Annotated in this window: 20 protein-coding genes, 1 other RNA gene and 2 riboswitches; of the genes, 17 read left to right on the top strand and 4 right to left on the bottom strand. The window is 41.2% G+C overall.

What is annotated here, in order from left to right; genetic code table 11:
- Positions 1 to 153 precede the first annotated feature (153 nt).
- A non-coding RNA gene (gene ssrS, locus CSV60_RS07450) (6S RNA) lies at positions 154 to 348 on the bottom strand.
- Positions 349 to 459: 111 nt separating this feature from the next.
- Between ssrS and CSV60_RS07445 the strand changes: the two genes are divergently transcribed.
- On the top strand, positions 460 to 693 hold the full coding sequence (locus tag CSV60_RS07445) for a hypothetical protein (protein WP_099631912.1): 234 nt from the start codon (positions 460 to 462) through the stop codon (positions 691 to 693).
- 391 nt (positions 694 to 1,084) lie between these two features.
- Here CSV60_RS07445 and CSV60_RS07440 read toward each other — a convergent pair whose 3' ends face one another.
- Positions 1,085 to 1,726 carry an HD domain-containing protein gene (locus CSV60_RS07440; protein ID WP_099631913.1) on the bottom strand — a complete coding sequence of 214 codons (642 nt, stop codon included), beginning with the start codon at positions 1,724 to 1,726 and terminating at the stop codon, positions 1,085 to 1,087.
- Positions 1,727 to 2,008: 282 nt separating this feature from the next.
- Between CSV60_RS07440 and CSV60_RS07435 the strand changes: the two genes are divergently transcribed.
- A complete protein-coding gene (locus CSV60_RS07435; protein ID WP_099636507.1) occupies positions 2,009 to 2,524 on the top strand; it encodes a type 1 glutamine amidotransferase domain-containing protein in 516 nt (171 codons plus the stop codon).
- A gap of 214 nt (positions 2,525 to 2,738) precedes the next feature.
- Entirely contained in the window at positions 2,739 to 2,921 is a 183-nt protein-coding gene (locus CSV60_RS07430; protein ID WP_099631915.1) for a hypothetical protein, read from the top strand.
- A 130-nt stretch (positions 2,922 to 3,051) separates the two neighbouring features.
- Here CSV60_RS07430 and CSV60_RS07425 read toward each other — a convergent pair whose 3' ends face one another.
- Positions 3,052 to 4,182 carry a methionine biosynthesis PLP-dependent protein gene (locus tag CSV60_RS07425; RefSeq protein WP_099631916.1) on the bottom strand — a complete coding sequence of 377 codons (1,131 nt, stop codon included), beginning with the start codon at positions 4,180 to 4,182 and terminating at the stop codon, positions 3,052 to 3,054.
- A gap of 80 nt (positions 4,183 to 4,262) precedes the next feature.
- A riboswitch (SAM riboswitch) is annotated at positions 4,263 to 4,364 on the bottom strand.
- 157 nt (positions 4,365 to 4,521) lie between these two features.
- Here CSV60_RS07425 and CSV60_RS07420 point away from each other — a divergent pair.
- Genes CSV60_RS07420 through CSV60_RS07410 form a run of 3 tightly spaced genes read left to right on the top strand, consistent with a single transcriptional unit; the run spans position 4,522 to position 5,703 of the window.
- Positions 4,522 to 4,857, top strand: coding sequence for a DMT family transporter (locus CSV60_RS07420; protein WP_099636506.1), 336 nt, complete (start codon positions 4,522 to 4,524; stop codon positions 4,855 to 4,857).
- Positions 4,858 to 4,859: 2 nt separating this feature from the next.
- A complete protein-coding gene (locus CSV60_RS07415; RefSeq protein WP_143560712.1) occupies positions 4,860 to 5,174 on the top strand; it encodes a DMT family transporter in 315 nt (104 codons plus the stop codon).
- Between the two features lie 16 nt (positions 5,175 to 5,190).
- On the top strand, positions 5,191 to 5,703 hold the full coding sequence (locus tag CSV60_RS07410) for a methylated-DNA--[protein]-cysteine S-methyltransferase (RefSeq protein WP_099631919.1): 513 nt from the start codon (positions 5,191 to 5,193) through the stop codon (positions 5,701 to 5,703).
- Positions 5,704 to 5,747: 44 nt separating this feature from the next.
- On the opposite strand, the gene CSV60_RS07405 is transcribed toward CSV60_RS07410, so the two are convergent.
- Positions 5,748 to 7,574, bottom strand: a complete 1,827-nt coding sequence (locus tag CSV60_RS07405; RefSeq protein ID WP_099636505.1) for an L-lactate permease — start codon at positions 7,572 to 7,574, stop codon at positions 5,748 to 5,750.
- Between the two features lie 219 nt (positions 7,575 to 7,793).
- Here CSV60_RS07405 and CSV60_RS07400 point away from each other — a divergent pair, with 219 nt between their 5' ends.
- The 11 genes from CSV60_RS07400 to CSV60_RS07350 all read left to right on the top strand — a co-directional run bounded on the left by CSV60_RS07400 (position 7,794) and on the right by CSV60_RS07350 (position 21,790).
- The gene (locus CSV60_RS07400; protein ID WP_099636504.1) at positions 7,794 to 8,516 is read left to right on the top strand and encodes a FadR/GntR family transcriptional regulator; all 723 of its coding nucleotides are present in this window, start codon (positions 7,794 to 7,796) and stop codon (positions 8,514 to 8,516) included.
- Positions 8,517 to 8,664: 148 nt separating this feature from the next.
- Positions 8,665 to 9,384, top strand: a complete 720-nt coding sequence (locus tag CSV60_RS07395; protein ID WP_099631922.1) for a (Fe-S)-binding protein — start codon at positions 8,665 to 8,667, stop codon at positions 9,382 to 9,384.
- Between the two features lie 20 nt (positions 9,385 to 9,404).
- Entirely contained in the window at positions 9,405 to 10,826 is a 1,422-nt protein-coding gene (locus CSV60_RS07390) for a LutB/LldF family L-lactate oxidation iron-sulfur protein (RefSeq protein WP_099636503.1), read from the top strand.
- Between the two features lie 2 nt (positions 10,827 to 10,828).
- A complete protein-coding gene (locus CSV60_RS07385) occupies positions 10,829 to 11,545 on the top strand; it encodes a LutC/YkgG family protein (RefSeq protein ID WP_099636502.1) in 717 nt (238 codons plus the stop codon).
- Between the two features lie 248 nt (positions 11,546 to 11,793).
- Positions 11,794 to 13,263: a nicotinate phosphoribosyltransferase gene (locus tag CSV60_RS07380; RefSeq protein WP_099636501.1), complete on the top strand. Its 1,470-nt coding sequence runs from the start codon at positions 11,794 to 11,796 to the stop codon at positions 13,261 to 13,263.
- A 16-nt stretch (positions 13,264 to 13,279) separates the two neighbouring features.
- Positions 13,280 to 14,104: an ammonia-dependent NAD(+) synthetase gene (nadE, locus tag CSV60_RS07375; protein WP_099636500.1), complete on the top strand. Its 825-nt coding sequence runs from the start codon at positions 13,280 to 13,282 to the stop codon at positions 14,102 to 14,104.
- A 122-nt stretch (positions 14,105 to 14,226) separates the two neighbouring features.
- Positions 14,227 to 15,177 carry an AAA family ATPase gene (locus CSV60_RS07370; RefSeq protein WP_099631927.1) on the top strand — a complete coding sequence of 317 codons (951 nt, stop codon included), beginning with the start codon at positions 14,227 to 14,229 and terminating at the stop codon, positions 15,175 to 15,177.
- Positions 15,174 to 16,352, top strand: a complete 1,179-nt coding sequence (locus CSV60_RS07365; protein ID WP_099636499.1) for a DUF58 domain-containing protein — start codon at positions 15,174 to 15,176, stop codon at positions 16,350 to 16,352. The genes CSV60_RS07370 and CSV60_RS07365 overlap by 4 nt, the downstream gene beginning before the upstream one ends.
- Complete coding sequence (locus tag CSV60_RS07360) at positions 16,349 to 18,517, top strand: transglutaminase-like domain-containing protein (protein WP_099636498.1); 2,169 nt, start codon at positions 16,349 to 16,351, stop codon at positions 18,515 to 18,517. The genes CSV60_RS07365 and CSV60_RS07360 overlap by 4 nt, the downstream gene beginning before the upstream one ends.
- A gap of 204 nt (positions 18,518 to 18,721) precedes the next feature.
- Positions 18,722 to 20,275, top strand: a complete 1,554-nt coding sequence (guaA, locus tag CSV60_RS07355; RefSeq protein WP_369823599.1) for a glutamine-hydrolyzing GMP synthase — start codon at positions 18,722 to 18,724, stop codon at positions 20,273 to 20,275.
- A riboswitch (purine riboswitch) is annotated at positions 20,275 to 20,376 on the top strand. (Overlaps the previous gene by 1 nt.)
- Positions 20,377 to 20,455: 79 nt before the next feature.
- Positions 20,456 to 21,790, top strand: coding sequence for an NCS2 family permease (locus CSV60_RS07350; protein WP_099636497.1), 1,335 nt, complete (start codon positions 20,456 to 20,458; stop codon positions 21,788 to 21,790).
- Positions 21,791 to 22,111: the final 321 nt, after the last annotated feature.

Genomic DNA, 22,111 nt, shown 5'->3' with positions numbered 1-22,111 from the left:
ATTTTGTTAACGCATATGTAAAAGAAAATTGTCGTCTGATAGCGAAATACTTTCTTAAGAAGATAGTAGTTGAAAAAAGTTGGCCTTTGCTTTTCAAGTCATTTTGCATAAAAAAAACCCTTCCATCCAAGATAGAAGAGTTTGCATTTGTTTATGTAAGCCGTGTTTGCCGTACTTAGTCATAGAAAGTTTTAAACCACCACTCCTCAAAGTGGGTGTTTGCGGAAAACGTTCCTGTACGTCTGGATTGCTAAAAAGGAATCCAGCATGCCATTTCCGTTTCGTAATAAACTCCCTTTTACAGCTTAAAGGTTAAAACTTAATGTCATACGAACAATACAGCTTGTAGATTTATCTTACACCCGAAATAGCGGAAAAGCAATGGAAAGTTCTTCTGTTTTTTGAAACTAAAACGTATGATACAACGTATAGAAATGAAAAGACAAGGAGTGATCATGTATGGAACAGCATGAAAACAACTCAGAAAAGCAACAGCTAGTTACAAGACAGACAGAGGAAATCAGTACGTTGAATCAGGAAGTGGATGAACTTCGTAAAGAGGTAAAACAACTTCGTGAGGATATTGAGCTCATTGATATATTTCAAAAGAAACCTATCATTTCATCTGCAGTAATCGGGCAAGTCGGTGGTATTATTATCGCCATATTAGTTATTATAGGGATATTCTTTTAGAGAAACGACTTTGCGTTGCTATTATAAAAGTGGCGGCACTAAAGTTCTTGCTGGTTGTGTTGAAAAAGGGAGTGAGTGCGAAATATATTACGCCTATCTCAAGTATGTCTTACATGTGGTAACACTCGCTTTTAAGGTCACGCATTATCATCCGCAATAAGCGGGGGCAATCTGGAGGCCCCGATCAAAGAATGAGCATTTTTGATTAAAAGTGTCATAGAAATGCTCATTCAGACTAATAGGGCAGAACATAAGATTTTCATTCCCCATGGCCAGGAGGAGAAAAAAACTAAGTTCTTCTGAACTGAAACGCTTAATTTATTGATTGATGTAGAAGCGATGTACTCAGTTTAAATGCTCTAATTCTAACTTCTTCGGTTGTAAATATCTTTTACTCTTCCTGTTCCTCTATTATTCGCATTGTAATGTCAGTTAACTCATTATGTTCAGTAAATCGTTCACTGAGCATATCTGTAAGTATATGTTTTAAAAAGTATTCTACACAGTTCATGTCTTGAAACATCAGTATTGTCCTTAATGCTTCTTCGTAAATTTCTATAAACAATGGCTCTGGATTATCCTTTTGGATCTCACCAAATGATTCGTACAGCAAATCAATTTTATCAGCAACGGATAAGATACGTCCCTCCAATGTTTTATCCTTACCTTCTTTCAATCGTTCCAAATATATAGCTTGAAATTCAGTAGGAAATTCTTTTTCAATAAACTTTCTTGTCATTTCCTCTTCCACTTCACCGAATAGCTTCTTCAATTCTTTCGAAGCGTATTTTACAGGTGTCTTAATATCCCCTGTGAATAGTTCTGCGTAATCATGGTTTAATGCTTTTTCATATAGGCTTTTCCAATCCACATTCTGTCCAGATTCCTCTTCGACAGTCCCAAGAAACTGGGCAATTTTTGTCACTTTAAATGAATGGCTAGCGACAGAATGCTCTTGAAATTTGAACTTTCCAGGACAACGAATAATTTGTTCTAAATCAGATAAGCTTTTAAAGTATTGGTGTACCCCCAACAACATTCATCCCCTTTATTTAGTATTTACGGTTAAAAAACCTGTTCATTCGTTTTTAAGAAGTCATCCCTACATACAGCTCTGTACTATATATGTGCCCCCATGTAGACATAATTATACGAGTAGGGGAGGACTCTACTCAGCTACAAAGATATTTATTAACTAGTAATATGATAACTCACTTGGCGGCTGAAGGGGAACTAGATCACGGGTGATAATGTTTAGTCTCTTTATAATGTGGAATAGTATTTATAGAACATCATATAAGGAGTGGTAAGCATTATGGCTAAAATTGCAACAGTACTTGGAGATATGTTCGAGGACTCGGAATACTTGAAACCAGCTGCTGCTTATAAAGAAGCTGGACATAAAGTAGAAGTGATCGGTGCGGAAGCAGGATCAGAAGTAACGGGTATGAAAGAAAATACTAAAGTGAAAATTGATAGAGCAATTGCTGACGTCAAATCGTCAGATTATGACGCATTGTTTATTCCAGGTGGATTTTCACCGGATATTTTACGTGCAGATGATCGTTTCGTAAAGTTTGTCAAAGAATTTATGGATGCAAAAAAACCTGTATTTGCAATTTGTCATGGTCCACAATTGCTCATAACAGCAAAAACACTTGAAGGACGCGATGCAACGGGATATACGTCCATTCGCGTAGACATGGAGTATGCGGGTGCAAAATACGCTGACAAAGAAGTCGTAGTCTGTCAGAATCAACTTGTAACAAGCCGTACACCTGATGATATTCCAGCCTTTAATCGTGAATCATTAAAACTACTAGAAGAATAAAAAATTTGAACGTCAAGGTGTAAAAGCCTTGACGTTTTTTTGTTTCTTGCACATTAAACTACTGCTTACAACATACGATAATAGTACATGTTAACAAACATTGAAAAAGATTCTCAATTGTACTTGAAAAAGGTTCTCAATGAGAGTATGATAAAAGCAACGAATAAATCAGAGAGACGATCGCGTCTTACAAATGAAAGGTCGGGGGTCTAACATGTATAAGATTGTTGCGTTGGCGGTATTAGCAGGAATTGTATTAGGTGCAGCAACTGGATTTTCCTTTGGAAGTAAAGAACTGGCGGGTATGTTCGCCGGAATGGCGGCGCTTACGTTTATCGCAGCACCGGCAGCGGTCGTCTATGCGAGTGAAAAGAAAAAATGGCATCAAGCTCATTAATAAAGAAAAGCATCCAATATAATTGGATGCTTTTTTGTATAGATTCAATCGGTCGTGTCTTGCTATAAATGAATTAAAATAACTCGAACTGTCATAGTTAAATTGACTGTTCGAGTTGTATTGTTTACTATTATTGAACTTTTACTCCTTCTACTATCTCTTTTGCAGCATAAAGGGCTTGTTTTACATCCGCAATCAAATCTTCTACATCTTCTACTCCCACTGAGAAACGGAGCAAACGATCGTCTACTCCACGACGATTACGTTCTTCTAATGGGATATCCATATGCGTCTGTGTAGTCGGATACGTAATGAAGCTTTCCACACCGCCCAAACTCTCGGCGAATGAAATTAAGTTCATATTTTCAAGGAATGGCCCGACCCACTCACTATTTTGTACTCGGAATGATAACATACCACCGATTCCAGCGTAGAGCACGTCGGCAATAAGAGGTTCTTGTTCTAAATAAGAGACCATCATTTTCGCATTTGCATCATGCTGTTTCATGCGTAAATGCAAAGTTTTTAGACCGCGTACGACAAGCCATGAATCAAGAGGAGACAATGTAGCTCCAATCGCATTATGATTGGTAAATAGACGTTCGCATAAATCCTCACCTTTTGCCACGACTAGACCTGCAAGCACATCATTATGTCCACCGATATATTTCGTTGCGCTATGAATGACAATATCTGCGCCTTCCTCAATTGGCCGCTGGAAATAAGGTGTTAAAAACGTATTGTCGACAATTAGCAATAAATCATGTTTTTTAGCCAATTCCGCATACGTACTGATGGCTATGTTTTGCATTAATGGATTTGTAGGCGTTTCCAAGAAGATCGCTTTTGTACGATCAGTAATCGCTTGCTCGACTTCTGAAACATCATCGAACGATAAGTAACGCGTCTTAATATTATACGTCTCTTCATATTGATTAAACAGGCGATAGGTACCGCCATATAAGTCTTCAGGCGCCAATAGTTCCGAACCTGTTTTAAATAAAGATAAAATAAGTTGAATGGCTGCCATTCCAGAACTACATGCAAATCCTTGGTCACCTGATTCTAGGTTTGCAATTCCATCCTCTAGGATAGAACGCGTAGGGTTTTTTGTTCGTGTGTAATCATATCCCGTGGACTTGCCTAGACCTTCATGGTGGTACGCTGTAGACAAGTATATCGGTGTATTGACTGCTCCGGTTTTCTCATCACTGTGGTTTCCAAGTTGTACTAATCTAGTTTCTAATCCGTTGTTTGTCATGAATATTCATCCCCCCCGGCAAAATAAAAAAGAACCTCTTCTTTTCGAATAGGCCCTCGAACATACAAGTGTATACAGTATTCTCATCTTCAAGGTGGTTGTCACCCTTGGAATTAGCACCGTGCCTGTGGCTGGTTGCTGAGACATCGCTGGGCCTATCCCTCCGTCTCTCTCGATAAGAATATTCATAATATAGGAAAAACTGTTGACGAATTTATTCTATCATGCAGATATACTAGATGCAAGTTTCCTTTTAACATCAGTTATTGATTTTTTTGTTTCAGTAAAAGATTTGTTATACTGATAGATACTATTCATAATGGAAAGGAGATTTTCATTTTGGCTTGGGGCTATGTCGCATTGGCGGCTGTTATAGAGATCTTCTGGGTAGTCGGTCTTCGTTATTCTGAAACTGTAATGCAATGGACCGGAACGGTTATGGCGATTGTATTGAGTTTTTATTTCATTATAAAAGCATGTGAAAGATTACCTTCCGGCACGGTATACGCTGTTTTTACCGGATCTGGTGCCGCTGCAATCCTTTTAGTGGATATATTCTTCTTTCAAGCAGGTTTTACGTGGGTTACGCTGACCTTCATCGGATTCATCGTCATTGGGGTAGTCGGCATTAAGCTGACAACAGATGAAAAAGCCGATGCAGAAGGAGGTGGCTGACAGTGGCTTGGGTATACTTAATGATTGCCAGTCTCGGTGAGATTTTCGGTGTGGTGAGTATTAATTATTATTTACAGAAGCGTTCAATTAAAAGACTGTTACTCATTGTGGGGATTTTTGGTTTTGGTTTTGTTTTCCTGTCTCTTGCTATGCGCGAAATACAGATGAGTACAGCGTATGCGGTATGGACAGGGTTAGGAGCGGCAGGAGCCGTATTAATGGGGATTTTGATATTCAAAGAATCTGCTAGCATCAAACGTCTCTTCTTTTTATCGCTCATCATTTTCGGTGCTGTAGGCTTGAAGTTGTTCGGATGAAAGGGGAGTGGCGTAACTGATTTATTGGACAAATTTTGATTTTAATGAATGGACTGTAACAATAGCCGCTACAAAACAGGGACTGTGCTATGCCGGACTAGCTGAAGATAGTGTAGAACGTATGAAGGACTGGTCGTACCGGTTTGATACAGTTGACTTAATAGAAGATGAAACAGAGCTCGGAGTCTATATAAGCAAGATGAAGGAGTACTTATCGGGTACAACGAAAGATTTTTCAGCGATTCCACTTGATTTAAAAGGAACATCGTTTCAACTGCAAGTATGGGAAGCACTACAACGAATACCGTATGGTGAAACTATGACATATTCAGAAGTTGCGGTACAGATTGGGAAATTGTCATCTGTTCGTGCTGTAGCATCTGCAATAGGTAAGAATCCTGTGATGGTTGTGGTGCCTTGTCACCGTGTTATTGCGAAAGATGGCAGTTTGTCAGGCTATCGTGACGGGAGAAACCAAAAAGCGAAGCTGATTTTGCTTGAAAGTACTCACACGAAGATAAATGAATAACAGTATGAAAAAAGAGCCATAAGGCTCTTTTTTATTGTTGCTATTTATGATGGCTGTCGCAAGATATTTGCAGACAACTTACGTTTATCTGTGGACATCTTCATTATAAAACCAACAACAATGATGATTGCAATGAGTAGCCAGATATTGAAAATTCCATGAATAATTGCCATTCCCAAGAAACCTGCAGTCAGCAGATAATAACTTAGAGGGAAGAGGACGCGTCGTATGAGTAGCCCTTCCTTGCCTATCAGACCAACTGTAGCCGAAGCAGCCACGACGTTATGCACACAAATCATGTTTCCGGCAGCGCCGCCGACTGCCTGCATCGCTACAACAATGCCTGCTTGAGCAGTATCAAGACCGATATTGCCTGCTGCGCCAAATTGGAACAGTGAAAACATCATGTTGCTAAAGGTGTTACTGCCGGCAATGAATGCGCCGAGCGCACCGACAATTGGTGCAACAATTGGCCAAAACTCTCCGCTTACGACGGAAACGCTTTCAGCTAAAATTAGCGGCATGTTTTCACCGACCAAAGATGCGCTATCTGCAGCCACTTTTCCGGCTGCCAATGAAGTATTCAAAAATATTTTAATCATTGGTACAGCAAATATTAATGCAACTCCTGCAGTAACAGCTGTGTGGAATGAATTCTTCCAAGCAAGTACGTACTCAGAAGGTTTCATACGATACAATAAATAACCGAACAATGAAGCAACAATAAAGAAGAAACCGGGCAGGAATAATGGTGTAGTTGCCGTTGTGATAGCCGAACCGAATATATTCTCAAATTTGAGTGTGACAGCGGAATGTTTAAGTAAAGCAGTGAAGGGTTCAAGCGTTCTTGAAAGTACAAGCAAACTTGCTAGCACTAAATATGGCATCCATGCCTTCAACATCGAAATTCTACGGCTTTCATCCAGCGGTTTGGGCACTTCGTGATTCAGCTTGCCGAACCAATCTTCCTCCCACTGTGTGCGCGGTGGGAAATCGAAAGTATCTTCTACTTTCGGCATGAATAAACCTTTTCTAGCAGCGGGGATCACAATGATTAATGAAATGAGTGCACCCAGCAAGGAAGGGAATTCTGGACCTAATGTAATTCCGATAATGAAGTAAGGAATAGTGAATGCTAGACCTGCAAACAACGCAAACTTCCACACTTTCAATCCTTCACGGAAGGACTTGGCAGGGCTGAAGAAGCGTGTCAGCAGGGCAGCCAGAAATAACGGAATCAAAGAACCAATTACGCCGTGAATTAGTACAGTATTCGTAGTAATTTGCAGTAGAAACTCGGGAAAACTCATGCCTACTTTTTCAAGTGCTGCCATCACAGCGGGCTGATCAGAAAGGCCTGTACTGACACCAATCTGAATAGGGGTTCCGATCGCTCCAAACGATACGGCTGTACTTTGAATTACTAATGACACCATAACAGCAGCAAGTGCAGGAAAACCGACTGCGACTAACAGGGGTGCCGCAACTGCAGCTGGTGTCCCAAATCCTGATGCACCTTCGATGAAGGAACCAAATAAAAAGGCGATAATAATCGCTTGGATACGACGGTCTGGTGAAATGGAAGTGAAACCGCTACGAATTGTGTGGATTGCTCCGCTTTCTTTTATTGTATTGAGCAAGAGTACGGCGCCAAAGACAATGAATATAACCTCTAAAGCGGTAATTAATCCATTGAACGCAGCACCTGCCACGATATTTGTCTTCGTTCCCCAAATGAATATAGCTATCAAAGCAGTAACGACGAGTGCAATAGGCATAGCCCTACTTGCGGGCCAATTCAATAAGACCAAAAATACGAAAATAGTAATAATGGGCAGTAAAGCAATAAGAGACAGTACAAGTAAATTCAAATAAATAACCTCCAGTGTCATTTTTTTGGAAACGTTTTCATTTAACTACTACTCATTAGGTCATCTGATGACCTAATGAGTTCTTTTTCTGATTATATAGACTGGCAAATTAAAAGACAAGAAGAATTTTGTGTTTTCTGATAGTGAATAACTTATTCGAATTTAGCACAGGGTGTATTTTTGGATTATAATGAATACAGCAGACAGGAGTGAAAGATCATGAACTATAAGCAAATCAAGCCTAAGAAAATATATGAGGAAGTAGCAGATGCTTTACTGGAAATGATTCGGAGCGGCGAGCTTAAGCCGGGAGATAAACTGGATTCCGTCCAGCAATTGGCAGAAAGCTTCAGTGTCGGAAGATCAGCCATTCGGGAAGCATTGACATCATTGCGTGCATTGGGGCTCATTGAAATGCGGCAAGGTGAAGGGACGTACGTCAATGAATTTTCATCTGAAGACTTGGCATTTCCATTGCAAAGCGCTATTTTGATGAATCAGCAAGACGTCGATCATTTACTAGGCGTGCGGAAGATACTAGAGGTAGGAGCAGTTACCAACGCGGCGCTAAATCGATCAGATGAAGACTTGGCGAAAATGGAAAAGGCTTTGCGCAGTATGAAAGAACATGCAGGTGATATTCTTCTTGGAGAAAAAGCGGATCTTGACTTCCACTTTGCGATTGCAGAAGCTACGGGCAACACGTTGCTCGTTACACTAATGAACCACGTGGCAAGCCTCATAGGAGAATCCATGAGGGAAACTCGGAGAATCTGCTTGTATACGGAAACAGCGACTGTTGATCGATTATATGAAGAGCATGAAGCGATTTTTCTAGCGATTAAAAAACAGCAGCCGGATCTCGCAGCAATTCATATGCAAGGACATTTGGTCAACGTAGAAAATGTATTGTCTAATTATTTGAAGTCAATCAAAATATGAAATCACCCGTCTTGTTACGGGTGATTTTTAAATTATTTGTCATAAATATCTGTTAAATCAATAAGCTTTATAGTATGCTAGGAAATAACTTAAAGTCATCTGATGACCTGTTGACCTTATGAAATCTATCTTGAAGAGGTGAATGACTATGAAAGTTAGCTTGTTTATCACATGCCTAGTGGACATGTTCTATGCAGACGCTGGTAAAGATATGGTAGAAGTGCTCGAAAGACAAGGCTGTGAATTGTCGTTTCCAAAAGGACAAGTATGTTGCGGACAACCTGCTTATAACAGTGGCTATGTAGAAAATTCAAAATCAGCGATGAAAAATATGATTAAGACATTTGAAAATGCAGAGTATGTAGTTACTCCATCCGGATCTTGTGCCACGATGTTTAAACTATATCCTGACGTATTCAAAGATGATCTGAATTGGTTACCGAGGGCTCAAGAGTTGGCTGATAAAACGTATGAGTTCACACAATTTCTCGTGAATGTGCTGCAAGTAGAAAATGTAGGAGCGAAATTGACAGGAAAAGCGACGTATCATCCGTCTTGTCATATGACGAGATTACTAGGCGCTAGCGAAGAACCGAAAAAGTTATTGAATCAAGTGGAAGGACTCGAAATGATCCCTTTACCCAATGCTCATAATTGCTGCGGCTTTGGCGGTACATTCTCCGTAAAGATGGGGGATATCTCTGAACAGATGGTAGATGAGAAGGTCAATAGTGCCATAGTGACTGAAGCAGATTATTTAATCGGGGCGGACTGTGGTTGTCTGATGAATATTGGAGGACGTGCAGAACGAGTGGGTAAACCAATCCGTGTCATGCACATCGCGCAAGTGTTAAATAGTAATGAGTAAATAAAAGTGAGGTGATAGTAATGGCTATGAAATTCAGCAAGAAAAACTTTACCGATCGAACAAAGGAAAATATTTCAGACGATTTTATGAGACAAGCAGTGGCCAGTGCTCAGGAGCGTTTGCATGGTAGACGACTAGACGCTGCAGAGGAGCTGGGTAGTTGGGAAGAATGGCGTTCACACGGAGAAGAAATTCGTCAGCATGTCCTTGAAAACCTGGACTTCTATTTACATCAGCTAAGTGAAAATGTAGCAGAACGTGGCGGTCACGTATTTTTTGCGAAGACTGCTGAAGAAGCGAGTGATTATGTCCGGGATGTCATTAAGAAAAAAGATGGTAAAAAAGTTGTGAAGTCTAAATCGATGGTAACGGAAGAAATTAATCTGAATGCTGTACTGGAAGAAGCCGGATGTGAAGTCATAGAGACAGACCTAGGAGAGTATATCCTTCAAGTGGATGATCATGATCCGCCGTCTCATATCGTAGCACCTGCCCTTCATAAAAATAGGGAACAGATACGCGAAGTTTTTGAGAAAAAGTTGGATTATCATAAGACTTCTAAACCGGAAGAACTGGCTTTGCATGCACGCGAAAAGCTACGCCAGGAATTCTTGGATGCAGACATAGGTATTACAGGCTGCAACTTTGCGATTGCTGAAACCGGCTCCATTAGTCTTGTGACGAATGAAGGGAATGCACGACTTGTATCCGCATTGCCGAAAACTCAAATCACGGTAATGGGCATGGAACGAGTAGTACCTTCTTTTGAAGAATTCGAAGTATTGGTCAGCTTATTGACACGAAGTGCAGTGGGACAAAAGTTGACGAGTTATGTCACAGCGTTAACTGGCCCTAGAGATGAAGGGGATGTGGATGGTCCAGAAGAATTCCATTTAGTTATCGTCGATAATGGGCGATCCGAAATTTTAGGGACAGAATTTCAATCCGTGTTGCAATGTATCCGATGTGCTGCTTGCGTCAACGTATGTCCTGTTTATCGTCATATCGGTGGGCACTCCTACGGCTCAATCTATTCGGGTCCAATAGGTGCTGTGCTATCACCGTTGCTTGGCGGTTACGACGATTTTAAAGAGCTGCCTTTTGCTTCCACACTATGCGGAGCGTGCACGGATGCTTGTCCGGTGAAAATCCCTCTTCACGAACTACTTCACACACATCGACGCATCATTGTGGAAGAAGAAGGTCGATCACCTATTTCCGAAAGACTGGCAATGAAAGCATTCGGGATTGGTGCTGCATCGAATCCGTTGTATTCTATGGGCTCAAAGGTAGCATCTACCGCGATGAAACCTTTGACGAAAAATGACCGGATATCAAAAGGTCCGGGTCCGCTGAAGGACTGGACCGATTTACGGGAGTTCCCAGCTGTCGGAAATACGCGTTTCCGTGACTGGTTCTATGATCAGAAAGGGGGCAAATAAGCATGGGAGGAACAATTCAAAACCGTGATGCTTTTCTAGCGACGATCGCGACACAATTAGGGCGCGAACCCAAAATGAAAGTAGAAAAACCGATCTGGAAACATCAGCCACAGCGTACAGTGTTAGCAGACGCTTCACTAGATGAGTTGCTCGGAGTATTACGTGTGCAATGTGAGCAAATTCATACAGATATCGTCGAAACGACAAAAGAATCAATGCCAGTTGCGCTAGACGAAGTGGTAAAAGCTTATGGTGGCGGACCACTATCTCTATGGAAAGACGGACGTTTTGGGGAATATGGATTATCGGACTTGTTAGAAACAAAGTGGCCTTCAGAACAGATTGAAGTCAATAGCTGGGATCCTTCACTTGGAGAAAAGAACATCGAATTGGCTGAACAAGCAAATATCGGCATCACATTCAGCGACATGACCCTTGCAGAATCCGGCACCGTTGTACTATTCAGTAGTGCGGACAAAGGTCGTTCAGTCAGCTTGCTTCCAACGCACTATATTGCCTTAATCCCTAAAAGCACGCTAGTCCCAAGAATTACCCAGGCATCAGATATGATTCGAGAAAAACTAAACAATGGCGAGCAAGTCCCATCCTGTATTAACTTCATCACAGGTCCAAGCAACTCCGCGGACATTGAAATGAATCTCGTCATCGGTGTACATGGTCCTGTCAAAGCAACATATATGGTTATAGAGGATTGCTGAAAAATGAAGTGACGACTCCTTTCAATGAGAAATTGGGAAGCTAAAACAGAACTAAATATCACTAGAAATAATTACGTGGGACAGAAGGTAAACTCCGAATTTAAGGGGGTCTGACTTCTGTCTTTTCTTTGCTAATTTTAAAAACTTATATTTCTGAAGTCAATTCACCAGTTAATGATTACTTTGCTGAGAAATAGGGAAAATAGTGTATAATGACAATATTATTGCAGCGGGAGAAGGAGACGACTATGACTTCATCATACAAAGACGACAGTTTAGCGTTACACACAGACCTATATCAAATCAATATGGCCGAATCGTATTGGGCGGACGGCATTCATGAACGGAAAGCAGTATTCGAAGTATATTTCAGAAAAATTCCATTCGGTAACGGGTATGCGATATTTGCAGGTCTTGAACATGTACTGAAGTATCTTGAAGAGTTTTCATTCACTGAAAGCGATTTAGCTTATTTACGAGAAGAGCTTGGATTTGCTGATGACTTCCTCAATTATTTGAAAGGCGTCCGTTTTACCGGGGACGTGTACTCCATGAGAGAAGGAGAACTCGTTTTTGCGAATGAACCCATCATCCGGATTGAGGCGAATTTGATTGAAGCGCAATTGATCGAAACAGCATTGTTAAATATTATTAACTACCAAACGTTGATCAGCACAAAAGCTAGCCGGATCAAGCAAGTAGTGAAAGATGATGTGGTGATGGAGTTCGGGAGCCGACGTGCGCATGAAATGGATGCCGCAGTTTGGGGCGCGCGTGCAGCGGTTATTGGTGGCGTGGAATCTACGAGCAACGTACGCGCAGGAAAACGTTTCGGACTAGCTGTTTCGGGAACGCATGCACATTCATTTGTCCAAGCTTATAAAGATGAGTACACGGCATTCAAAGTATACGCACAACGTCATCGCGATTGCGTATTCTTAGTGGATACGTATAATACGTTAAAGATTGGCGTTCCGACAGCCATTAAAGTGGCAAAAGAACTTGGAGACAGCATTAATTTCATCGGCGTACGACTGGACAGCGGAGATATTGCCTTCTTGTCAAAAGAAGCTCGCCGTATGTTAGATGAAGCTGGTTTCACAGAGGCGAAAATCGTAGTATCTAATGATTTGGATGAGTATACGATTTTAAACTTGAAAGCCCAAGGAGCCCAAGTCGACATTTGGGGCATTGGAACCAAACTGATTACGGCATATGATCAACCAGCGCTTGGGGCAGTCTATAAAATTGTCTCCATAGAAAGCGATGACGGGGAAATGCAAGATACGATTAAAATCTCGGCAAACATAGAAAAAGTGACAACACCTGGCCGCAAAAAACTCTATCGAATCATTGACCTTGAAAATGGCAAAGCGGAAGGTGACTACATTACGATGCATGACGAAGATCCGACAACAGAAGAACGTATCAAAATGTTCCACCCCGTGCATACATTTATTTCGAAGTTTGTGACGAATTTTGAAGCGGTAAACTTACACGAGCAAGTTATTCGCGATGGAATAACCATTTATAAAAATCCACCAGTTTATAAAATTCGTGAATTTGCACAACAAAATCTTTCCTTACTATGGGAAGAATATAAACGTTCTTTGAATCCAGAAGAGTATCCTGTCGACCTTAGTCAAAAGTGTTGGGATAATAAGCGACGTAATATTGAAGAAGTACATGAAATGGTCGAGAGCTATACAAAACGATGAAAAGGAAGTGGGAGCGTTGACATTGCAGCAAGAAATTATCCAAGCATTACGTGCGAAGCCGGAAATCGACCCGCAGCAAGAGATCCGGACTTCCATTAATTTTATGAAAGCATATTTGAAAAAGAACACATTTTTACAAGGATTCACATTAGGTATTTCTGGTGGTCAAGACTCTACATTAGTTGGCAAACTAGCGCAGATGGCGATTGATGAACTTAACGAAGAATTAGCTGAAGAAAAATACCGCTTTTATGCACTCCGTTTACCGTATGGCGTGCAGTTTGACGAAGACGATTGTCAGGATGCATTGCGTTTTATTAGTCCATCGGTCGTCTATTCAGTAGATATTAAAGAAGCGGTCGATGCCAGTGAACGGGCTCTGATCAAGGCGGGTCTTTATATCTCTGACTTTGATAAAGGAAATGAAAAGGCGCGCGAACGTATGAAAGTGCAATATTCTGTAGCGGCTGTCCATCATTCGGTCGTTCTAGGTTCAGATCACGCAGCTGAAGCAATCACTGGCTTCTACACAAAGTTTGGTGATGGTGCAGCGGATCTTATGCCGATTTACCGTCTGAATAAACGCCAAGGAAAACAATTGTTAGAAGCACTAGACTGTCCACCACACTTATACAATAAAATCCCTACAGCTGATTTAGAGGGCAATAAACCCGCTATTCCGGATGAAGTAGCATTAGGTGTAACATATGATGAAATTGATGACTATCTTGAAGGAAAAGAAGTATCGAACAAAGCACGAAAGCAAATTGAAGGACATTATTTGAAATCAGCCCATAAACGGCATTTGCCTATCACGGTATTTGATGAATTTTGGAAATGAAAACTGCCGACCTCTTAGAAGATAAAGGGTCGGCAGTTTTTCTGTTTGTCGGCATTATTCGTTTCAGGTATGATAGTTTCATACAACAAGACGGATTCAGTTCGTGACGGGAGAGAACAACTATGCATTCACAATGGATCGAACGAGTATTACACAATATCGAAAAAGTTATTGTGGGAAAACGTGATATAGCGGAGTTAAGTATGACAGCGTTATTAGCTGGCGGTCATGTGTTACTAGAAGATGTACCAGGCGTTGGCAAGACGATGTTAGTCAGAGCACTAGCCACTTCAATTGGCGCAAAGTTTAAACGGATCCAATTCACGCCAGATTTATTACCTTCTGATGTTTCAGGCGTATCTATCTATAATCCACAGACGATGCAATTCGAATTTCGTCCGGGCCCTTTGATTGGGAATATCGTATTGGCTGATGAAATCAACCGAACATCACCCAAAACACAGGCTGCTTTATTGGAAGGTATGGAGGAGGCGTCGATTACGGTAGATGGAACGACTATACAATTACCGAAACCGTTTTTCGTAATGGCGACACAAAATCCTATTGAATATGAAGGGACATATCCTTTACCGGAAGCACAGCTTGATCGGTTTATCTTTAAGTTGAAAATGGGTTATCCGACAAAACAGCAAGAGATAGAATTATTGAAAAGAGCGGAACAGCAAACGCCAATTGAGCAAATTGATGCCATTCTAACAGTGGAGGAATTACTGGAGCTACAGCGGCATGTACGCGAAGTGACTGTAGACGATACGATTGTTTCGTATATTGTGGATTGTGCAGATGCAACTCGCCAGCACGAATCCGTTTCGTTAGGCGTAAGTCCACGCGGTTCGATGGCATTAATGAAAGCTTGTCAGGCATATGCATTCATAAAAGGGCGCACATTTGTTTTGCCTGACGATGTACAATACTTAGCGTCGTTTGCATTTCCGCATCGGATGATTCTACATCCCGAAGCGAAATACGAAGGAATCGATGCTGAGGAAATTGTTAGCTATATCCTCAAACATTTGCCGGTTCCAGTTATGCGCAGGTCTGCTACTTTATGATTGAATTGCGATCGTTCGGACGTTTCGTGAATGTCTTATCTATTGGTATAGCCGCCTACGTCTTTGCAAAATTTCAAGGGAGCTTCGTTAGCTGGTTCATCTTCTATACATTGATTCCATTCGTGATATATTCCGTGCTGCTCTACTTATATCCGTTACGAGATCTAACCGTGGAACGATATATCGAAGACCAACATGTAACAAGAAATGGACGGGTGTCTATTCGTGTGGTTCTTAAAAGGAATCTTCCCTTCCCTTTGTTGTACGTAGTTCTGTTGGATAAACGAGTGCATGGCAAGCGCGAAAAGATTGAACGGAAAATCACACTACTAGGTTTTCGAAGAACATATGAGCACACCTATTTGTTACAGAATGTTCAACGTGGTGAATACACATTGCCGACAGTAGAAGTAGAAGTAGTAGACTTTTTTAATTGGATTCGTAAAAGAAAAGTATTTGTCGTTCATAACCATTTTTTGGTCTATCCTAGCGTTACAGCTATGGTGTATGAATCGGCATCCAATGGAACGAGCGAAGGACAGCAACGCTCCGCTTACATGCTGGCGAAAGATGCAACCACACCATCTAGCATCAGGGAATATGCGCCGGGGGACCGGATGTCTTGGATTCATTGGAAGTCATTTGCTCGCACTTCGAAACTTATGACAAAGGAGTTTGATGAACAGCGATCGGAGCAACATACGGTATTGCTGGATTGTGGAATGTCGGAAACATTTGAAGAGGCAGTGGAGTTTGCTGCGTCGATTATTGTATCTGCTAGGCAGAATCATGCCAAGCTGACCATGATCACGGCAAGTGACCAACCGAAAATATTTCCGTCTATACATTCCGCAGATCATACTAGGCAAGCGTTAGTACACCTTGCTAAAATCCAGCCGAAAGATTTACAACAGGTAAGGTTGCCGATAGAGAAAGCGCCATCTCGGGATGCGTTGTTGCTTATTACAGGTAATCTTCGCATGGATTTCATCCACCGTGTATTAACGTATACTCGTGATGCATCCACAATAGTTTGCTTTGTAATGTTGCCGGCCGATACGCATGTAAAATCCCTCGAGCCTATTATTGATCAAGTGAAATTACTCGGTATTACTGTGAATCTGATGTATCCATCTGACCATTCATCGGTGTTGAAAAAGGTGGTGTCTTCATGAAGAAACCGATATTGAATTGGAAAGTGCTAGTGTTTTTATATGCACTTAGTGTCGTTTTACTGTGGGAGTGGTTTATCCCCATTATGGAGCTGACAGATTTCGGCCATCCTTCTTTATTTATCATCTATCTGGTGCTCTTTTTTGCATTGGCTTTACTTCGTTTACCCTTGTGGATCAGTGGAGCGATTCAAATACTTTATGTAGTATGGGCTATTCATTATATGTATTTTGACCAACTATGGATTTCAATAGAAACGACAGGCTACATTTGGCAAGATGTCCAACAGAATGTCTTGTTGCTATTCAAAGGTGATCTGGGTGAATTATCGAATTTATTTCGTACGGTATTGTTGTTTACATTAGTTTGGATGATTGCCTATTTGCTTCGCCACTGGATTGAGGTGCGAAGTAGTATGATGATGTTCTTTGGTTTTACCATAGTATTTGTTGCGCTGTTGGATACGTTCACTCCATATGATGCTACTACGTCTATTGTGAGAATTATGATGGTGGGTTTAGTAATCGTAGGTACTCTCACATTAATTAAACTATCCGGTGAAAAGGGATTGTCACTTCGTCCTAAAAGATTACTTTTGCTTTCATTGCCGGTGGTACTGATTGTTATATCTGTCGGATTGCTTTCCAGAAATGCACCCGTATATCCTCCAGCATGGCCTGATCCCGTACCGTTCTTATTGTCTTTGAGCGGAGTGGAAGACGAGGGGTCTGATAAAAGTCAAGCTAGGGCGGGTTATGACCCTAATGATTCGCAACTAGGTGGAGCTTTCGTCCAAGACAATCAGTTAGTGTTTGAAGCTTCCGTGGAACAACGTCAATATTGGCGAATCGAAACGAAGGACACTTACACTTCGAAGGGCTGGATACAGGATCAAGAATCAATGAAGGAGCTACTGAATACAGGTGAAGATTTATGGGAACCTCTTGTAGGTGGGGAAGTGTCGCGTGCTTTATTGGATTTCGCTGAACCATTGCCGTTTCTTGCCACTCCCTATGGCACGACGAAGATTTCCTCACCTGAAGGTTTGAACCTTATGCATGAGATGGCAGCGAACCGACTATACTTGCTAATGGGTCTGCAGGAAAAGATTGAACAGTATGAAATAGAATTTGTTGAACCTACATACATCATGTCAGATTTGCAGAAAGCAGAGATGGTGAACTATGAGACCGTTCCGGAAGATTTAAATAGCTATGTGCAACTTCCGGACGAATTACCGGAACGCGTGAGGGAGCTAGCGTTATCGATTACAGAGAATGAAACGGCCGTCTATGACAAAGTGAAAGCGGTAGAGCAATACTTCAAAAAGAACGGTTTTGTTTACGAGACACAAAATGTTCCGATACCTGATGAGGAACAGGACTATGTGGATCAGTTTCTATTCGACACCAAAAAGGGTTACTGTGATAATTTCTCCACTTCTATGGCGGTCATGCTCAGGTCTGTAGATATACCAACACGCTGGGTGAAAGGTTTTGCACCCGGGGAAATGGCGTTTAAAGCCTCAGGCGAAAGTATCTATCGCGTGACGAATGATGAAGCTCATTCTTGGGTAGAAGCATATATACCTGAAATTGGATGGATGCCGTTTGAGCCGACGCTAGGTTTTACACAACATACAGAGATCGAATTCGATATTCCAAATGAAAATCCTGAAGAAGAGGAAATTAATAAAACGGTGAAACCAGAAGTGGAGCAGCAGAAAGAGCTTCCAAAGAAAACAAAAGGTTCGACAGCGTTTGACGTATTCAAACAAAAGCTTGCATGGTTGTTTAGTCAATGGTGGATTTATGTAGCGCTATTCGCGTTGATAATAGGAGCGAGTGTCGTTATATATAGTAAAAGAAGTACTTGGTTACCGAAATGGCGTATAAAACAATTGAAGAAACTGCCGAACGGTCGCATGAAATTCGAACAGCAATTTACACAGTTATTACAACAACTAACGCGTACCGGTTTGCCAAAGGATACCGCAATGACACTATCCAACTATGCAATACTTGTGGATGAGCGGTACGGCGGCGATCGAATGGCCGTATTGACCCGTGCGTATGAAATCGGGGTATACGGTAACGATTGGCAATCGCAAGAGTGGGATAAGTTGAATGAAGTATGGGAAGATTTAATTATTAGCACAATTTGTTGATTTTTTAGCGAAATATGCGTAAAATATAGATCGGATGATGCTTGGAATATCCTCGACATTTCTTGCACTAACGAACGTCAGCTATCATTGAATAGCAGTACCTAGATTCTTTGATGGAAAAGACGCGTGGAAAGTTGACTTTCTAACGCGTCTTTTGTAGTTGAGGCATGAAACGATATTAAAAAATTGGAAGAGGTGGATTAGTTGTCAAATGCTCCTGTGTTAGCTGGACAAGAAAAAATTGTAGTTCTCGATTACGGCAGTAAGTATAATCAGCTCTTCACGCGTACAATTCGCGAATTTGGTGTGTATAGTGAGTTACACGCACATACAACGACAATTGAAGAAATTAAAAAAATGAATCCAGTCGGTATCGTACTTTCTGGTGGTCTAGCATCTGCTGGCGACGAGAATGCGTATGATATTGATCCGTCAATATTCGAATTAGGTATTCCTGTATTGGGCATCAGTTATGGAGCTCAAGTAATTATCGATCATTTAGGCGGTAAGGTAGAAAAGAATACAAGTGACGAAGGCAAAGAAGAGACGTTGACCGTGGATACGGCGTCTGCATTGTTTGCTGGTCAGACTGAAAAACAAAATGTCTGGGTAAGCCACAGCGCTGACATTGCAGAATTACCTGAAGGGTTTACTGCATCAGCAAAAGACTCTAGTGGTAATATTGCAGCGATTTCAAACGATGAAGAACAAATCTATGCGATTCAATTTCATCCGGAAGATTATCGTTCGGAAAATGGGAAAGACTTCTTGCGTAACTTTGTTTTTGAAATTTGTAAAGCTTCAGGCGACTGGACAATGGATCGTTTCATTGAAATTGAAATAGAGAAAATTCGTTCAGTGGTCGGGGATCGTAAAGTACTTTGCGCGCTAAGTGGTGGAGTTGATTCATCAGTAGTCGCCGCTCTGATCGACCGTGCAATAGGGGATCAGTTAACATGTATTTTTGTTGATCACGGATTGCTACGTAAAGGCGAAGTTGAAAGTGTAGTTAAAACTTTCAGCGAACAGTTCAGCATGCACTTCATTAAAGTAGATGCACGTGAACGCTTTTTGAACAAGCTAGAAGGCGTTACAGACCCTGAGCAAAAACGTAAGATTATTGGTAATGAATTTATTTACGTGTTTGATGAAGAATCCGCTAAACTAGACGGTATCAAATACTTAGCACAAGGTACGATTTATGCAGACATCATCGAAAGTGGAACTGCAACTTCTGCAACGATCAAATCTCACCATAATGTGGGCGGTTTGCCTGAAGATATGGAATTTGAGTTAATCGAGCCATTACGCGCATTATTTAAAGATGAAGTACGTGCGGTTGGGGCGGAACTCGGATTGCCTGAAGAAATTGTTAACCGTCAACCATTCCCAGGTCCAGGACTTGGAGTTCGTGTGCTTGGTGAAATTACAGAAGATAAGCTTGAAATCGTTCGCGATGCTGACTTTATTTTACGTGATGAAATTGCAAAAGCTGGACTCGATCGTTCCATCTGGCAATATTTCGCAGTATTACCGAATATCCGTAGTGTAGGTGTGCGTAATGAACAACGTTCTTACGACTATGCGATCGGTATCAGAGCGGTTCATTCTGTAGATGGCATGACAGCAGACTGGGCTCGTATACCTTTCGATGTACTAGAAAAAATCAGTACGCGAATTACAACTGAAGTGGATCAGGTCAATCGTGTTGTATATGATATTACAGCTAAACCACCTGGCACAATTGAGTGGGAATAAGATAAACAACAGAATATGATCGTATAACGCTGGGAATAAGGCCTAGAAGTCTCTACCGAAACACCGTAAATGTTTCGACTACGATTCAAAATAGAAATGTTTTTTCTATTGAATTAGAAGAGAGGCATGCGATTTTTTTCGCGTGCCTCTTTTTACATAATGAGAGTAAGGAAGGTCACAATGAAAAAATACTTTGAGTTCGACAAGCTTGGAACCAATTATCGTCGCGAAATCATCGGTGGAATAACTACTTTTTTAGCCATGGCATATATTTTAGCGGTAAATCCCATTATGTTATCTTTGGACGTTGTACCTGATTTGCCTGATTCTATGCGTATGGATAAAGGCGCTGTATTTGTTGCTACTGCGCTCGCGGCGGCTGTTGGAACATTATTTATGGGTCTGATAGCTAGATATCCGATTGGTCTAGCGCCAGGCATGGGATTAAATGCATTTTTCGCTTTCACAGTAGTGCTAACCTACGGCATACCATGGCAAACAGGATTAACTGGGGTATTATTCTCTGGATTAATCTTTATAGTTCTTTCATTGACAGGATTACGAGAAATCATCATCAATGCAATACCAGCCCAGCTGAAATTTGCTGTAGGTGCAGGGATTGGTTTGTTCATTACATTCTTAGGACTGCAAAATGCCAAGATTATTGTAGCGGATGCAAATACGTTAGTAGGCTTAGGTGATTTAACAGCGGGTCCTACATTACTAACGATCTTTGGATTAGTTGTCACTATTATTATGATGGTTAGGAAAATCAAAGGTGCTATTTTCTATGGGATGATCATGACCACAGTCTTAGGTATGGCAGTCAGTCTAATAGACGTACCACATAAGGTAGTAGATAAAATTCCGTCAGTCGCTCCTACGTTTGGTGCAGCTTTTGATGCGATCATTAACGATCCAGGTTCATTGATGACCACACAATTTCTCGTCATCGTTATCACATTTCTATTCGTAGATTTCTTCGATACAGCCGGAACACTAGTTGCAGTTGCGACTCAAGCGGGTTTAATGAAGGAAGATCGCCTTCCACGCGCAGGTAAAGCGTTGCTTGCGGATTCCTTGGCGACAGTAACAGGAGCAGTAATGGGTACATCCACTACCACATCTTATATTGAATCTACTGCAGGTGTTGCGGCGGGTGCCAAAACAGGCTTTGCTTCTATTGTAACCGCCTTGTTGTTCTTACTAGCATTGTTCTTCTCCCCTTTACTATTAGTCATCACACCGGCAGTTACAGCTCCGGCATTAATTATCGTTGGGGTATTGATGGTGTCGACCTTAGGGAACATACAATGGACACGTTTCGAAATCGCTGTTCCAGCATTCTTTACGATCATCGCTATGCCGTTGACGTACAGTATAGCGACAGGTATCGCAATTGGTTTCGTTTTCTATCCTATTACTATGTTAGTTAGCGGTAGAAGAAAAGAAATTCATCCGATTATGTACGGGTTATTTGTAATCTTCATATTGTATTTCATCTATATTAAATAACAACGAACCGCTTCCTGATTCAATAGGGGAGCGGTTTTCACTATTTATTAAGCTTCATTTTGAAAGCGTTAATGCATAGAATCTAAAAGAAAGTAAAAAGAAATTGAAAAAGGTTGTTTATAGTTGTTGACAGTTTAAATTGTGTCTGATATAGTAATAGAACAGTCAAGAAAGCGACTGCGACATGAACCTTGAAAACTGAACAGCAAAACGTTAACGAAATACAGTTTGTGCACCTAACGGTGACACAAACAAAATGAGTATCTTAATTGATGCCAGCAAATGAAACTCGAGCTAATCGAATTTTCATTTTACTGACTG

The sequence above is a fragment of the Sporosarcina sp. P7 genome (assembly GCF_002743425.1).
GTDB lineage: Bacteria > Bacillota > Bacilli > Bacillales_A > Planococcaceae > Sporosarcina.
This window is presented reverse-complemented; position numbering and strand designations above follow the sequence as displayed.